The sequence below is a fragment of the Cellvibrio sp. UBA7661 genome (assembly GCA_002483365.1).
GTDB lineage: Bacteria > Pseudomonadota > Gammaproteobacteria > Pseudomonadales > Cellvibrionaceae > Cellvibrio.
The window spans coordinates 35,627-50,364 of record DLHT01000019.1; the positions used below are offsets into that span (position 1 = coordinate 35,627).

Sequence of the window (14,738 nt, forward strand, 5' to 3'; positions counted from 1 at the left end):
AAAATTATGCGTCAGGAAAATAGCGAACACATACAGAAGCATGCCACTGTTATCGGTGGCAATGGATTTGTTGGCCGGGCACTCGCCAGAAAATTAATCGATACTGGTTGGGATGTTTGGGTTCCTGAAAAGAATGATCCACAAGTATTTTTAAAAAACTTGGGGAATGTTTTTTACTGTGCAGGATTAACCGCTGACTATTTGCAGCGGCCATTTGATACAGTTGAGGCGCATGCCAGCTTGCTGAATAGCATTATCCACTCAGCGCATTACGACAAGCTGCTTTATTTATCGTCTACCCGTCTATACGACGGACTATCCGGCCCGGTAACTGAGGCAAGCGATATTGTGGTAAATCCCAATAATCCGCGCAATCTTTACGATATATCCAAGTTGTTGGGCGAATCGGTTTGTTTACAATCAGGAAGGGCAAGTGTGGCCCGATTATCTTGCGTGTATTTTAATGAGCAAGATAATAATGGTTTTTTATCGGCTCTTTTGCAGCAAGTAATTAATACAAAGCAAAAAGAAATTGTGATTGATAGCTCTCCTTTTTATTCCCGTGATTATGTGCATTTAGATGATGTGGTCGATGGATTGATTTCAATCATGAGCGGTGAGAGTTGCTCGATTTACAATCTTGCCAGCGGAGAAAATGTCACTAATGAAAAAATCTATTCGATAATCAAGAGTTGCACGGGTGTTTCTATTCTATCCACGAGGAACACAAGCCCACAGGATTCGCCTTTAATTAACATTGAGAAAATGAAAGGCCAGTTTTTCTGGAAGCCAAGGACACTGTTGTCAACAATAGAAGCGCTGCTAACCCTGAGGTTGGAACAAATTGAAAATAGTAAATAGCGATAAAGAAAGTCTTTTGATCTATCTTGAAAAACAATTGGATCATTTTTTCCCTGATGGGCAGGCTGGAATCGGAATAGCGCTGCGATCCCATGTTGATGAAGCACTTGCAAGACTTGAAGTGTGCATCAATGCTGTAAAAATGTGGAGGCAAGGAGAGTTTGATTACTTGCACTCAAGCCAGTATGCAATTTTTTTGTATTATCTTGGTAATACTCTTTGGCGTAATGAGCGAAATATCCAGTTGTGTTCAAAATTATTTTATTTAAATAAAGCATTAAATGGAATCGACCTGTTTTATGAAATTGAAATGCCGGATATTTTTTTTATAGGGCATTCTGCCGGGATTGTATTGGCTAAAGCACATTATTCTAACTATCTCGTGTTGTATCAAAACTCAACCATTGGGAAAAATCACGGTGTTGCCCCGCAATTGGGGGAGGGCGTTATTGTGTATCCCAATAGCGCCATTATAGGTCGGTGCCATATTGCAGATGGCAGTGTGATTGCACAGGGGGTGAGTGTAATTAATCAAAACACTCCCGGTAACTGCTTATGTTTTCAGGGGCTCGAAGGGGAATTATTATTCAAATCAACGGCGCGAAATTTTACTGAGGATTTTTTTAGGGTTTGATTTTAAAAAAATCCTCAAAATTTTACTGCGCCGGAAGCTTTGGTTGGTTGCTTTTTATTGAGTCGCACTTTGTTTTTTTGTTTTTGGTTTGTTTATTTTTGAGATGGTCATTCTTAAAAGTAAACCAATTATTTTTTGTCGTAGTAAATGTGTGCCATCTCTATGAGTGCCTGTTCAAAATGTCGGGTAAATCGAGGCGCATCAAATAATGGGCTGCTCATTGCTTGTTGCTTCAGGTTGGCTCTTACTTCTGCCAAGGCAGGAATATCTGAGGCTAAAGTGATGGTTTTATTAATATAGTCAGGTATATCGTCAGCTATCCAATCTTTCAGGCCAATGTTGTTAACAATGGTCTCCCCAATTCTCGACCAATAACTATTACCTTTTAGTGTAAGGATTGGCACACTCATCCAAATGGTATCGGCTGATGTGGTTCCTCCAGGGCAAGGGAAAGGGTCTAATGCGATATCCATTTTGTTAAACGATTGGAAATAATTTTCCCTGCTTCCACCTTGTTCGAGAATCAGCCTGTCAGCAGTAATGCCAACTGCGGCAAAGCGGTCATAGGTTTTTTGCATGACGGATGGCTCATTTAATTGCCCCGCTTGAAGATAAAGCTTGGCAGTAGGTAGCGCCTGCAGAATATCTGCCCATACTTTTACAACATGGTCATTTATTTTGGCGAGGTTATTAAAGCAACCAAAGGTAATATAGTGATTTTTTAGTGCTGGTAATTCGGCGGGTGAGGCGTGATCGACCAGAGGGTTAAAGCACCAGACAATTTCAGGCAAGCGCCATATTTTTTCAACAAATAAATGCTCGTCCCCTACAGGGGTCAAGTAAGGATCACCCAAAATATAGTCTATTTCGGCAATGCCTGTAGTGGCGGGGTAGCCGAGCCAGGTAACCTGAATGGGAGCTGGTTTATATGCAAATACCGGCAAGCGGTTGCCTGCAGTATGGCCGGATAAATCAAATAAAATATGCGGCGCACTTTTATGAATAATCTCTGCAGCTTCTTTATTGCTTTTGCTGTAAATGGGTTGCCACTGTGTAAAGTGAGTTTTCAGCAGATTGGTAATATCGTCTTCATCGGGCTGCGTGGGAAATGCAATAAGTTCAAATTGGTCTTTGTCTATATTGCGCACCAATCCTTCCAAAAAAAATGCAACGGCATGCTTTCTTAAGTCGCCCGATACAAAACCCACTTTAATTTTACTGTTGGTAGATTTATCCGAAAATTTACAGTGCCACTTGGTGTATTTGCTACTGACCTGCGAGGTGAAATAGGTTCCAAAGCGTTTGGCCGTTTCCAATAACTCTTCTTGTGAAAGATTGGTATTGTAACCAGCGGTGAGCAAGAGATTACTGTAGGCTACGGTCATGTCCGGATTTAAGGCGATTGCTTTGCGGAAGCAAGTCACCGATTCATCAAGATGCCCCAGGTCTTTATAAATATTTCCAAGTGTGTTGAACGCTTCCGGAAAATCGGCTTTGAATGAAATGGCTTTATGAAGCCCTTCAATTGCTTCGGGTAATTTCTTTTGGGCGTAGTAATTATTTGCCATATTATTGTACGCATTGGCAAATTCCGGGTTTAGTTGAATTGCACGGCGATAACTTTCATCAGCCTCTGCAAATTTTCTCTGTTCATTTAGCGCGATACCCAGATTATTGTGTGCATCTGCCATATTTGGATTAAGTAAAATGGCCGCTCTGAATGCCTGCTCGGCATCGGATATTTTTTTTTGCCCAAGCAATGCAATTCCCAATTGGTCATGTGCATCGGGTGCGTCGTAGCTGAGCAAAATTGCCTTGCGGCATAGTTTCTCAGCTTCGGAAAAACTGAATTGCTCATTCAAAGTTTTTCCAAGGGATATGCACGCTAATGAATCTTGTGGATTCAAGCTAATAGCTTTGCGAAAGTGTGTTTCAGCTAATTTCGTATGGCCGGCTTCTTTTAGTGCTGTAGCCAGATTACGATGGGCTTCTGCATCTTTGGGTTCAAGCATTACCACTTTTTTCATGGACTCTATAGCTTCTGCCATACGCCCTTGCTCTGCAATCGCAACGCCTAATATTTTCCATACTATTACGGATTTTGGATAAGCTTTGCTCAAACTTGCCGCCATAGTTTCTGCTGCGGTGAAATCGCCGCTATTGATGGCATAAATCAAAGAGTTTAGTTCAGACTGGCTGGGGCCTTTTTTAAGCATTAAATGCTCCTGCAGATTATTGTTCTAAATAACTAAGTTAGCGATGCGAGTCAGCTAACAAGATAGCATATCTTCAGAAAGCGTAAATGCGCTTTATAATCCACTAAACCATAACTCTCTCGCCATCTGGCGCAATGCGTCGCCTTGCTTTTCATCCGGCAACCAATTGTTGTGATTGAGTGTGGCGGCGAGTAGAAAATCCAATAGCAGTATGTGGCGGCGCAATACGCGGGTATGACGGTGTTGGATTTGTGGGTTAAACAGGCCTGCCATATTTAACAGTTGGCGCGGGCTTTTTTTTACCCAGAGCCAAGAACCCATTTCCAGTGTGAGTGGTAAAAAATGATTTTGATGTTGCGCGCGCGATTGGTAATAAAAATAATCCCATAAATCGCCGTGTGATAAATAATGGATCGATTGTGGTTCAAATAAATAAGTGTGATTGGGATGGCCGCATTCCCACAATTTTTTCAAGGCGACATATTCCGCAATATTGCCAATCGCTTTTTTGCGATAGGCATGCGGAAACCAGAGTCGGTCTTGCATTCCCAGGCCCGAATGCAAATCCAATACGGCGGCAAAGGGGCGATTAAAAATTTGCCGCTGCATCAGTGTTTCCAATGCAATATTTTCTGCCTCCATCTGGCCGCGTTTGCGCCCACGGTACCACGGCAAAAATGGTCCGAGCCTATGGCCTCCTCCAAGCAGTGGTACGCGTCCTTCTGCATCAATAGGTGCATTGCGATTTAAATCCACGCCGTTACCGTTAGCGCGTTGGTTTAAATACATTCCCACAGGATTCAATATCGGCATGAGCACCAATTGCATGTTGGCGAACAGTTGTTGCAAATGCGCATCCCACTGTAATCGCTCCAATAACGTGTGTAACCAGGCAAGCAACACCTGACTGCCTATGCGCTCAATGCCATGCATGCCTCCGGTCATCAACAGCGTAGGGGCGTTGGTGTTTCTGTTTCCTATTGTGAGTGAGTAAAGGGGGAAATCGCCCCATTGTGATTCCAGCAAGGCTTCTGTATTTGTGTGGACAATGTGTGGGTGCTGCTGGATCAGCCGTTCCAACGCTAATAACTCAGGAATTTTTTGTGCAAAATCCTGCTGCGCGTCAGTGCTGCGTTGGGCAATCACTTGTTGTATCTGTGGTGTTGCAAAGCGCGGCTGTTGGATTGTCATTCAATGCTCTCCGTATTTCCTACTGGAGAGCATAGCGGTTTTTGTGCGGGGCTTTCTTGACGCTTTTATGACAATAAAAAAATCTACAGATGTTTCGTATGTTGCGGCGGTGCAAACTTATCGTGTAGCCCATCCACGTAGGTGATTTTCAGCGCGGCTAGCTCTTTATCCCCTAATGCGTCCAGGCAACCTATATTTACACCATACATTTTGCCAATCGGTGTCTCTGTACCTATTCCGAATACGCGCACACCACAGTGCTTGCAAAAGTAATGTTCGTTTTTATGTGTGTTGAATGTATAGCGAGTGAGCTGATCTTCGCCTTGCAGAATCCGTAAGCCTCCCTCTTTTGCAACTGCTGGCCAAAAACGTGTGCGACGGCAAATAGAACAATTGCAGCGATAAGTACTCTGCTCCAAATCCAGATCTGCCTCGAATTTAACGGTACCGCAATGGCAGCTACCGGTGTAGGTGGTTAGCATGTTATATCGCCTTGATATGTGATGATTTGGTATCTCATAGTCGGTTGAGTTATCTATCAATCGACAAGTAGCTAAAAAAATATCTCAATTATCTATCAGGTTAAAACCACACCAGACCTTTATACGGTTTTTGTTTTAATGATTCCAACCGGTTTTGCAAATTCCCGCAATGAATTTCCAGTTTGTGTCCATCGGGATCAAGGAAATACAAAGAGTCTCCTTCACTGGTATTTTTCTTCCATTCAATAACATTAGCTTCACGTAATTGCGCGGTGATTAGATTGAATTTATCTGCTGCACAGTCGAGCGCAATATGCGAGTAGTCTTGGCTGGGTATTGCGGTATCGCAAGATAAACAAAGCCATAAATTCCCCAGACTCAAATAAGCGCCTGCATCCCAACGGACGTGGGGTTTAAAACCCAATAGCTGCGTATAGAAAACAAAAGATACATCAAGGTTGCTGACTGCGATGGTGATGTGGTTTAGGCCGGTTAGCACAATCTTGTTTCCTGAGTTGGATGAAATTGTTATTTGAGTGCGCTTCTCAGTGACATCTGGGGTAAGGATTGTGAAGTAATGCCTGTAAAGTATGCACCTAAATTTATAGTATTGCCGAGTTTAATATTGAATAAACCTGAGTGTTTTTAAAGTTGAAAATTCATGGAGTGATTTATGGATAAAGTGGCAGCGAGAATAGAGGAAAATAGGAATTTAATTCAAGCGACATCAGCAACAGTGGCTTCTATGGGATTAGACAAGGTTGGCCAGAAAGTGGCGGGTGTTATGGTCACTCCTGCTGCATGGCTTTTTAATTACACTTTTTTAAACGCCAAGCCTGATGCAATGGATATTGGTATTTATGCAACGGGTTTTGTGTCTGCTGGCGCTTCTACAACTGTGGGATTGCTTAAGTCTCATGTGGATGACAGCATGCTAAAAAGCTTGCTGAAATCCAGCGGTGCGAGCCTCCTAAGCTGGCTCCATATATTAAAAACTGTTATCACTATAGTTCTGCCCCTGCGGCAATAAACGCTCAAACTATTGCTGGCGAGGGAGGGACTGCATGGTTACATCCAAATGGCTTGTGGGTTTATATCACGGATGCTTATGGCCGAATGGTTAAAGACTTTAAGCCAAATTTATATGTTGTCATCTATCAACCAAAAGAGCCTTTGGTACGGAAAAATGGAAAATTTGTGTGGGGTATTACTCGATGAATAGACGTTCATTTATTTTTTTCGCTATTTTGTTTTCAACAGGCTTGTTCGGGTGCTCAGAAAAATTAGCGACTAATAATGATTTTCAGGCTGTCTGCGCATACTTTCAAGAGTTAGAAAAATTGGAAGATGTGGATGCGCTCACTGCAGAGCAGCGTAATAATTTTATTGTTGTACGGATTAAGAAGAATATCTCTGATAGCGCCGCAAGTATTTCGTGGGAAGCAGTGAGTTATGCTGCTCCTGAGCAAAGGTATGAAATCTTTAAAATGGGTGCCGAGTCAGCATTAAATGAGACTTGGAATTGTCCGGCAATGGAAAAGCTTGCTCCGTTAACGGGTGCTGTGGAATAACCTTGCTGTAGGTTGGCAGTGAGGAACGAACCGCAACATGACCATGTATCCGCAACCGCCAAAACCAAGATGCGTGCGCCGTTATTTTTCGTATCAATAGAACAATGTGCCGTTTGCGATTGCGAATGTTGCGGTTCGTTCCTCACCAGCAACCTACGGTCTATCTTTATTCAATTGTTTCTTTTGATCCGCTACGAATTTTTTATATTCAACAATCTCAATGTTTAAGCTTTTAATTAGTTTTTCATTCATTGCGTAACAAAATTTATCACCAGTAATTAATTTTGAGGGGATTATTGTTTTCGGGCGTTGGATGGTCGTTCCATTTTTATAAGAAGGAACAGCATTTAAATAAATAAGCCTAAACTCCTTTTCGTATTGCCATTCCGAACTTTTGGTTGTTAATAATCTGGTAAAAGCTTGTTGTGGACAAAGAAGAAGTTCGTCTATAGAAAGTTGTACTGACTTTGTTGAGTAGTCTACTTCGTAGAGCGGCGTTTCTCGGGTTTGATCTTCAAAATTATATTCTATGCAAAATCCCGTGTGGTTATTTGCATAGTGAGCCCACATTAATGGATGTAGTGGGGCTCCGCTAAAAAAGCAGTATATGCCTGTTTCGTTTCTAATGGGGTCGTATATTTTTTGGGCTAATGTTTCTTTATTCTTTTGGGCTGTTGGTTGATCTTTGTCGGGAGCTTCGTTATCGAGGAATTTTTTTAATAATTTAAAAACTATTTGTCCATAAGGGAAATCGTCCTCAGATTCGTAAAGCGCATGTAGGGCTGCTTCCATATTTTTACGGTTTGTACTGTAAATGCTATTTAATGAGCAGTCATCTAAATCATTGAATGATTTAGGACTCGATATAAAAATGTTGCCATTTTTTATTGAGTTCAATCTTTCTTCTTCATTTTTCTCAAATCTATAAAGCTTCATATTGTTAGTCCTTATTTTTGATCCCAACAAAAAACCCGAACCATTTCTGATTCGGGTTTTTGTTTTCTCACACCGCGTTTAAAAACTTAAACGTTGTAAGTGGTCGATGCGGTGTTGCCGCCGCGGCCGGTCCAGTTGGTGTGGAAGAATTCACCGCGTGGCTTGTCGGTGCGCTCGTAGGTGTGTGCGCCGAAGTAGTCGCGCTGGGCTTGCAGCAAGTTTGCTGGCAAACGGGCAGTGCGGTAGCCGTCGAAGTAAGTCAGGGCTGAGGTGATGGTTGGAGCAGGGACGCCGTTCACAATCGCAGCAGCAGCAACACGACGCCAGCCAGCTTGGGCTGCATCGACAGTCTTGGCGAAGTAATCATCCAGCAGCAGGTTTTTCAATTCAGGATTCTTGTCGAATGCTTCTTTGATGTTGCCGAGGAATGATGAACGGATGATACAACCACCGCGCCACATCAATGCGATACCGCCGTAGTTCAAGTGCCAGCCGTATTCTTTCGCCGCTTCACGCATCAGCAAATAACCTTGTGCGTAAGAAATAATTTTTGATGCGAATACCGCGTTGCGCAAATCGTCGATGAACGCTTTTTTATCGCCGGTGAAATTCACCGCTGGGCCTTTAATGACTTTTGATGCTTCAACACGTTCTGCTTTTTGTGATGACAGACAGCGCGCGAACACTGCTTCAGAAATCAGGGTAAGAGGTACGCCCAAATCCAATGCGATTACGCCGGTCCACTTGCCGGTACCTTTTTGGCCCGCGGTGTCGAGGATTTTCTCAACCAGAGGTTCGCCATCGGTATCTTTGTACGCGAGGATGTCGCGGGTGATTTCGATCAGGTAAGAATCGAGTTCACCTTTGTTCCACTCGGCAAATACTTCGTGCATTTCGTCAGCGCTCAGGCCAACCACTTCTTTGAGCAATTGGTAGGCTTCGCAAATTAATTGCATATCGCCGTATTCGATACCGTTGTGCACCATTTTCACAAAGTGGCCAGCGCCGTTCTCGCCAACCCAATCACAGCAAGGGCTGCCATCGTCAACTTTGGCGGAGATGCTTTGGAAAATGTCTTTTACATAAGGCCATGCTTCGGGTGAGCCGCCGGGCATGATGGATGGGCCAGTCAATGCGCCTTCTTCACCACCGGAAACGCCGGTGCCGATGAAACGCAGACCTTTGCTCGCCAAATAAGCGGTGCGACGGTCGGTGTCAGGGAAGTGGGTATTGCCGCCATCGATAATGATGTCGCCTTGTTCCAGGTGTGGAATCAGCAATTCAATAAAATCGTCTACTGCTTTACCGGCTTTTACCATCAACATAATTTTGCGTGGTTTAGCCAGTGAGGCGACCAGCTCTTCAATAGAGCGCGCACCGCGAATGGTTTTGCCCGCTGCGCGACCTTGGATGAACGCGTCTACTTTTTCTACGGAGCGGTTGTAAGCAGTAACTGTATAGCCTTTGCTAGCCATGTTCAGGATGAGGTTTTCACCCATTACAGCCAAGCCAACCAAGCCTATATCGGAGAGTGGTTTCATAGTAGTAATAGCCTATCGTTGTGGTTGATGTCCTGGCTCGCAGGAGCAGTTCAACAGGGCAGTTCCGGCCGTTGTGTCACCGAACGCTGACCCGGAGACAATCCAGGGAGCAGTGATTGACCGATGTCTATCTAAATGGCGCTGCTCTATCGGCTGCGCTCTTGAAGGGGTGCGTATTATTCCTGTTTGCGCGCCAAAAAAACAGCCGATAGGGGAAAACTTATGGCTATTTTGGCGATAGTAATCATCAACTGTTTATTTTTTTATTGTTAATAAATATTTATTTATCGTTTGGCAATAAATAAATATTGATTTTAATGTCTTTTCTGATAGTTTTTATGAGGTTGGCCGCCGATGGTAACGAGAATTCATCCCTGTAGTCGGGAGTTGCGGTGCGATCGTGAAACAATTCAGGGGGTATGAGTGTGAAGTGGGTGATGATATTGCTGATGAGTTTGCTTTGTTCAATCTCAATCATATCAATGGCAAGGCATGTGCCGGTTGATCTTGGGTACAGCCTTTATGAAACCCCGGCACCGGTACCGCGTGAAGGGGTTCGTGAAAAGCGGATTCTGATAAATTTGGCGCGTATACAATTATTGGTGAATCTGGTGCGGACTGAGAATGCCTTGACTGTGGTGGTCTCGTTAAGTGAGTTGCGCTGATCGAGCGGTGTGTTTGCCGGTGTGGTTTGGTGTTAATGACGTTTTATTTTACGAGCACGGCGACGCTGGGGATTAGCCTGTTGCGCCAGCGCCCAATCAATATGTTCTTGTACCAGTGGTGGTGCGTTTGGATACTTTTGTTGCAGTGCGGTGATAATCCGTTCATCAGTTGGTGCATTGCCCAAGCCTACGGCGATATTGCGCAACCATCCCTCATACCCAACTCTACGAATCGCCGAGCCTTCGGTGCGCGCTAAAAATTCCTCTTCTGTCCAATTAAAAAGATCGACTAAATCGCTATCGGCTAAACCATGGCGCGGTAAAAAATCGGTCTCGTTGGTGAACTGTGCGTACTTGTTCCAGGGGCAGATGGCTTGGCAATCATCGCAACCAAAAATACGGTTGCCGATCGGCTCGCGGAATTCTTCGGGAATCGCACCTTTGTTTTCGATGGTGAGGTAGGAAATGCAGCGGCGGGCATCCAATTCATAGGGGCGTGGAAATGCGTCCGTGGGGCAGACTTTGAGGCACGCGGTGCATTCGCCACATTGGTTGGGCTGTTGTGGCTCATCCGTTGGGAGCGGAATAAACGTAAAAATCTCACCCAGAAAAAACCAGCTGCCTGCGTTGCTGTTGATGATCAGCGTGTGTTTTCCCGTCCAGCCCAAACCGGCTTTTTCCGCGAGCGGGCGCTCCATGACCGGTGCGCTGTCAACGAATGCGCGATTTTGGCCTTTGAGTGGATAGTCGTCTGGTAGGGCGTCGTCAATTTTTTGCGCGAGCACACTCAGCCGCTTGCGGATGAGCTTGTGGTAATCGCGCCCTAAGGTGTAGCGCGAGATGTAGGCTTTGGTGGGGTCTTTGAGGATTTTGATGTGCTGTGTATCGCCCGGAAGATAATCCATCCGTACCGAAATCACCCGCAGGGTGCCGGGTAATAGCTCATTGGGGCGCGAGCGCTTGTTACCGTGGGCGGCGAGCCACTCCATGCTGCCGTGATACCCCTTTGCCAGCCATTCTTGCAAGCGCGTTTCTGCAGCCTGCAAATCGATATCGGTAATGCCGACTTGCTGGAAGCCAAGTTCGCGCCCCCAGTGTTTGATATCAGTGGCAAGTTGATGGAGGTCAAGGTCTGGCATGTGAGTTCATTCGGCTGGAGGGGTGGGCATTTTGCCAGATTTGCAGTGCATGGGGCACAGGCACTTTGGCTGATTTTGGCTACACTCAAAGACATATAATTACATTAATACTCTTGAGGTTAGCATGCCCCGTACATCGTTAATTACTGCTGCGGCATTATTTCTTTTACTCTCCTTTTCGTTTTCATCGCATGCGCAAGACCCCACCAAAATTGCCACCATGTCGATCGTCTCTGATTTGGATCGCTATGCGGTCGAGTTGTTGAAGGTGGTATTTGAGCACACTGATGGAAAATATGTGCAGGTTCCACAGACGGGTGAGCAGCGCACCCAGGCGCGGGTAATCGAAGACATCAAAAATGGCGTGACCCAAATTATGTGGGCAGCGACAGATCAGACGCTGGAATCTGAGCTGACTCCTATCCGTATTCCCATCCTGAAAGGTTTTTTAGGTCATAGGATTTTTTTGATCCGCAAGGGCGATCAGGCGCGTTTTGATCACGTGAAGACTTTGGATGATTTAAAACAGATAAAGCTGGGGCAGGGTACCACTTGGGCAGATACCAAAATATTGCAGCCCAATAACCTGAACGTAGTGACAACACAAAAGTTTGCTGGACTGATGTATATGTTGGATGGAGGGCGTTTTGATGCATTTCCGCGTGGTGTATCAGAGCCTTGGTCGGAAGTGAATTTTGGTGGTCTGCCATTTGAAGTCGAAAAGCGCATTATGTTGGTCTATAAAATGCCGATGTATTTTTTTACTAACAAGTCGAATAGTGCTCTGGCCAAAGATATTGAGCTGGGTTTAAACCGCGCTATTGCTGATGGTAGTTTTGATAAAGTGTTTTTTAATGATCCATCCATTCGTTCTGCACTTGAGAAGGCAGATATAAAAAATCGCATTATTTTGCATTTGGATAATCCAACGCTCTCAAAAGAAACGCCAATAGACCGTCCGGAACTTTGGCTGGATGTTAATAGTCTCTAGCTGTGTTATTTCCTCCGCAAAAAAGTAGTTAGAAAAATAACAACAAAGGGCATCAAAACGGTGCCCTTTGTTGTTTACATTCTTTAACAAGTTATTTCGTTTTGATTCAGGTTGTCGCGGTAGACTGACGATGTATTTTTTCTTTAAGGAGTTATCTATGAAATCAACACTATTTGCAGCCGCGTTAATGGCAATCAGTTCTTTTGTTATCGCAAATCCATTACCTGCACAGCCTCATGTGTATGTTGAAGGTTCAGCTGAATTGGATGTTGAACCAGATATGATGACATTTACGCTTAGCATCCAAAAAGTTGATATGGATTTGGCAAAAGCCAAAGCCGATGTTGATGAGCGTTCACGTTTGCTGATCGATACGGTAAAAAAGTTTGGAATTAAAACGAATGATATAGCTACGACAGCGTTAAACATTCGCCCGGAATATGATTACAAAGACAATCAGCGTGTGCTAACTGGCAACAGCGTGTCTCGTCAAGTTGATATTAATTTGCGTGACCTGAAAAAATATCCCGACATGATGAAAGCAATGGTTGATGCAAAAATTTCAGAGACCATCAATACCAATCTAACAGTAGCAGATAAAAAAATTATTGAAGAAAGGGTGCAGGCGGCTGCAATGGCAGATGCCAAAGCTCGCGCTAGCCGTCTTGCAAAATCCCAAGGTAAAGCAGTGGGTGAGCCTTGGTCCATTTCTGAATTTAATGATCGTGAACAGGAGCGTTGGAAATTAATTCCCAATCGCCAGTTAAGAGGAAGCTCTGGAAAACTTGCAGAAGTCAGTGCAATGCGCATGGCTGATTCATCTGAACCATTTGAACCTGGAATAATGAGAATTAGCGCACAAATTTACGTGGTTTATTTATTGAAGTAGTCAAGTAAAGCGGGGCTTGAAGGGCGACCGGATCTACACCCGAGGTGTCATAATTTATTGAAGTAATCAAGTAAGGCGGGGCTTGAAGAGAATAAAATTTATTCTATCCCTACAAAATTTTATAAATGGTTAACGAATAAAGTGCGCCTGCAAATGGCGCATTTTACATCATAATAAATTGTCGACCATATTTACACTTGCGCGACAATTACATGATATTACAGACATGGTTTGCGTTGATAATTAAACCTTTTTTTATATTGGCCTGGGTATTGCTAGGGAGCGGTTGCTGTGTGTTTCAAGAATTAAATAGCATCGAAAACATAATGCTATTTGCGTGAGCATACTGTGCTTTTTGGTTAGAGCGGATAAACCTAACCGTCTCTGAAGTTATTAATCCAGTTTATAAACGAAGGATCTGATGCCATGACTCTTTTCAAAAAACTTGCATTATCTGTTGCTCTGGTTTTGCCAGTGGCGGCAGTAAATGCTGACACTATTTCTCCTGAAACCTACGCAGCAACTCTGGCGGTAGGTGAAAGTGTAACCATTACCAAAACAGTAACTATCGAAGAATCTGTAACCAGTGGTGTACTTGACGTTGTGTTTTTGATTGACACTTCAGGCAGCATGGGTAGCGTTATTAGTGCTGCTAAAGCTGCTGCTGCTAACTTGCTGACAGGTTTGGCTGGTTTTGGTGATTTGGCGACAGGTACCGGTTACTACAGTGAGCCGGGTTCGGGCTTGAATACTGACCTGACGACTGACGAAGTTGCAGGCGTTGCTGCAATTAACGCAATTAATTTGGGTGATGGCGGTTACGGTGGTGATTTCCCCGAAGAGGGTATTCATGCAGTTGAGCTGGCCGCTGAAAATACCTCCTGGAGACCAGGTTCTTCACGTTTCATCATTGCGTTGGGTGATGCAACCTTCAAAGAATCCGACGGTTCGACCTTGGCATCTGCGCAAGCTGCCTTGGCAGCTAATGATGTTACCTTTATTGGTATCGACTTTGGCAACATGACTTACTCCTCATGGGGCGGTATTGATCCTACTGTATTGGCAACTGCTTCTGGTGGTTCAATTGTTTCCAGTGCAATTAACCCTAATGCACTGATTGCCTCAATCGTTGCGGGTATCAATGATTCTTTTGCCACCTACGATAAAGTGACTGTAGATGATTTGGGTGCAGGCATGCCTGGCGTTGGTGTTTCTGTAACTTGCCTCACTGCAGATGTTGGCGCTTGCGTAGGTGATACAGCGGTAGGTGATTTTGATCGTAGCGTAGCTCGCTCATTTACCTTCTCTGTTACTTTCACTGGTTTGGAAGCTGGCACTCACTCATTCCTGACTCATGGTCTGGTGGATGGCGGTATTGTTGCCAGTGAGAAAGATCGCATTACTGTAACCGGTACTGAAGTGCCAGAGCCAAGCAGCCTTCTGCTGTTGGGCATGGGCTTGTTGGGCTTGGGTTTAACCCGTCGTCAATTGAAAGCCTGATTCTGATGTAGTAAGAAAAGCGGCCTTTATGGCCGCTTTTTTATTGGATATGAGTGTCTATCCTGCCATAAAAAGACTTGTCGATAACCTCTGAGCAGATAAGATGGGTCGCTGCCCCTGCC

Annotated in this window: 15 protein-coding genes; 8 read left to right on the forward strand and 7 right to left on the reverse strand. The window is 44.3% G+C overall.

What is annotated here, in order from left to right:
• Nucleotides 1-6: 6 nt before the first annotated feature.
• Entirely contained in the window at nucleotides 7-861 is an 855-nt protein-coding gene (locus tag B2739_RS17580; RefSeq protein WP_331347140.1) for an NAD(P)-dependent oxidoreductase, read from the forward strand.
• Nucleotides 845-1,495 carry a hypothetical protein gene (locus B2739_RS17585; RefSeq protein WP_331347141.1) on the forward strand — a complete coding sequence of 217 codons (651 nt, stop codon included), beginning with the start codon at nucleotides 845-847 and terminating at the stop codon, nucleotides 1,493-1,495. Before B2739_RS17580 ends, B2739_RS17585 begins: the two co-directional genes overlap by 17 nt.
• 128 nt (nucleotides 1,496-1,623) lie before the next feature.
• On the opposite strand, the gene B2739_RS17590 is transcribed toward B2739_RS17585, so the two are convergent.
• From B2739_RS17590 to fos, 4 genes are all read right to left on the reverse strand, one after another.
• A complete protein-coding gene (locus B2739_RS17590; protein ID WP_331347142.1) occupies nucleotides 1,624-3,711 on the reverse strand; it encodes a tetratricopeptide repeat protein in 2,088 nt (695 codons plus the stop codon).
• A 93-nt stretch (nucleotides 3,712-3,804) separates the two neighbouring features.
• Nucleotides 3,805-4,902 carry a DUF2817 domain-containing protein gene (locus B2739_RS17595; protein ID WP_331347143.1) on the reverse strand — a complete coding sequence of 366 codons (1,098 nt, stop codon included), beginning with the start codon at nucleotides 4,900-4,902 and terminating at the stop codon, nucleotides 3,805-3,807.
• Nucleotides 4,903-4,985: 83 nt separating this feature from the next.
• Nucleotides 4,986-5,384, reverse strand: a complete 399-nt coding sequence (locus tag B2739_RS17600) for a GFA family protein (protein WP_331347144.1) — start codon at nucleotides 5,382-5,384, stop codon at nucleotides 4,986-4,988.
• A gap of 100 nt (nucleotides 5,385-5,484) precedes the next feature.
• The gene (gene fos, locus B2739_RS17605; RefSeq protein ID WP_331347145.1) at nucleotides 5,485-5,883 is read right to left on the reverse strand and encodes a fosfomycin resistance glutathione transferase; all 399 of its coding nucleotides are present in this window, start codon (nucleotides 5,881-5,883) and stop codon (nucleotides 5,485-5,487) included.
• Between the two features lie 174 nt (nucleotides 5,884-6,057).
• Between fos and B2739_RS17610 the strand changes: the two genes are divergently transcribed.
• Both B2739_RS17610 and B2739_RS17615 read left to right on the forward strand, forming a co-directional pair.
• Nucleotides 6,058-6,414, forward strand: a complete 357-nt coding sequence (locus tag B2739_RS17610) for a hypothetical protein (protein WP_331347146.1) — start codon at nucleotides 6,058-6,060, stop codon at nucleotides 6,412-6,414.
• A gap of 184 nt (nucleotides 6,415-6,598) precedes the next feature.
• Nucleotides 6,599-6,955 (forward strand): hypothetical protein, encoded by a 357-nt coding sequence (locus B2739_RS17615; protein WP_331347147.1) that lies wholly within the window; start codon nucleotides 6,599-6,601, stop codon nucleotides 6,953-6,955.
• Nucleotides 6,956-7,108: 153 nt separating this feature from the next.
• On the opposite strand, the gene B2739_RS17620 is transcribed toward B2739_RS17615, so the two are convergent.
• Both B2739_RS17620 and gnd read right to left on the reverse strand, forming a co-directional pair.
• Nucleotides 7,109-7,891, reverse strand: coding sequence for a DUF2971 domain-containing protein (locus B2739_RS17620; RefSeq protein WP_331347148.1), 783 nt, complete (start codon nucleotides 7,889-7,891; stop codon nucleotides 7,109-7,111).
• Nucleotides 7,892-7,977: 86 nt separating this feature from the next.
• Entirely contained in the window at nucleotides 7,978-9,432 is a 1,455-nt protein-coding gene (gene gnd, locus B2739_RS17625) for a decarboxylating NADP(+)-dependent phosphogluconate dehydrogenase (protein WP_331347149.1), read from the reverse strand.
• A 494-nt stretch (nucleotides 9,433-9,926) separates the two neighbouring features.
• Here gnd and B2739_RS17630 point away from each other — a divergent pair, with 494 nt between their 5' ends.
• Entirely contained in the window at nucleotides 9,927-10,097 is a 171-nt protein-coding gene (locus B2739_RS17630) for a hypothetical protein (RefSeq protein ID WP_331347150.1), read from the forward strand.
• 32 nt (nucleotides 10,098-10,129) lie between these two features.
• Here B2739_RS17630 and queG read toward each other — a convergent pair whose 3' ends face one another.
• On the reverse strand, nucleotides 10,130-11,236 hold the full coding sequence (gene queG / locus B2739_RS17635; RefSeq protein ID WP_331347151.1) for a tRNA epoxyqueuosine(34) reductase QueG: 1,107 nt from the start codon (nucleotides 11,234-11,236) through the stop codon (nucleotides 10,130-10,132).
• 124 nt (nucleotides 11,237-11,360) lie between these two features.
• Here queG and B2739_RS17640 point away from each other — a divergent pair, with 124 nt between their 5' ends.
• The 3 genes from B2739_RS17640 to B2739_RS17650 all read left to right on the forward strand — a co-directional run bounded on the left by B2739_RS17640 (nucleotide 11,361) and on the right by B2739_RS17650 (nucleotide 14,616).
• A complete protein-coding gene (locus B2739_RS17640; protein ID WP_331347152.1) occupies nucleotides 11,361-12,227 on the forward strand; it encodes a diguanylate cyclase in 867 nt (288 codons plus the stop codon).
• A gap of 67 nt (nucleotides 12,228-12,294) precedes the next feature.
• Nucleotides 12,295-13,116: an SIMPL domain-containing protein gene (locus B2739_RS17645; RefSeq protein ID WP_331347153.1), complete on the forward strand. Its 822-nt coding sequence runs from the start codon at nucleotides 12,295-12,297 to the stop codon at nucleotides 13,114-13,116.
• Between the two features lie 426 nt (nucleotides 13,117-13,542).
• Complete coding sequence (locus tag B2739_RS17650) at nucleotides 13,543-14,616, forward strand: PEP-CTERM sorting domain-containing protein (protein WP_331347154.1); 1,074 nt, start codon at nucleotides 13,543-13,545, stop codon at nucleotides 14,614-14,616.
• Nucleotides 14,617-14,738: the final 122 nt, after the last annotated feature.

What these genes read in the sequence shown, in the direction of transcription:
- B2739_RS17580 (WP_331347140.1), top strand. Translation starts at nt 7, where the DNA reads ATGCGTCAGGAAAATAGCGAACACATACAGAAGCATGCCACTGTTATC.
- B2739_RS17590 (WP_331347142.1), bottom strand. Translation starts at nt 3,711, where the DNA reads ATGCTTAAAAAAGGCCCCAGCCAGTCTGAACTAAACTCTTTGATTTAT.
- B2739_RS17595 (WP_331347143.1), bottom strand. Translation starts at nt 4,902, where the DNA reads ATGACAATCCAACAGCCGCGCTTTGCAACACCACAGATACAACAAGTG.
- B2739_RS17600 (WP_331347144.1), bottom strand. Translation starts at nt 5,384, where the DNA reads ATGCTAACCACCTACACCGGTAGCTGCCATTGCGGTACCGTTAAATTC.
- B2739_RS17610 (WP_331347146.1), top strand. Translation starts at nt 6,058, where the DNA reads ATGGATAAAGTGGCAGCGAGAATAGAGGAAAATAGGAATTTAATTCAA.
- B2739_RS17615 (WP_331347147.1), top strand. Translation starts at nt 6,599, where the DNA reads ATGAATAGACGTTCATTTATTTTTTTCGCTATTTTGTTTTCAACAGGC.
- B2739_RS17620 (WP_331347148.1), bottom strand. Translation starts at nt 7,891, where the DNA reads ATGAAGCTTTATAGATTTGAGAAAAATGAAGAAGAAAGATTGAACTCA.
- gnd (WP_331347149.1), bottom strand. Translation starts at nt 9,432, where the DNA reads ATGAAACCACTCTCCGATATAGGCTTGGTTGGCTTGGCTGTAATGGGT.
- queG (WP_331347151.1), bottom strand. Translation starts at nt 11,236, where the DNA reads ATGCCAGACCTTGACCTCCATCAACTTGCCACTGATATCAAACACTGG.
- B2739_RS17640 (WP_331347152.1), top strand. Translation starts at nt 11,361, where the DNA reads ATGCCCCGTACATCGTTAATTACTGCTGCGGCATTATTTCTTTTACTC.
- B2739_RS17650 (WP_331347154.1), top strand. Translation starts at nt 13,543, where the DNA reads ATGACTCTTTTCAAAAAACTTGCATTATCTGTTGCTCTGGTTTTGCCA.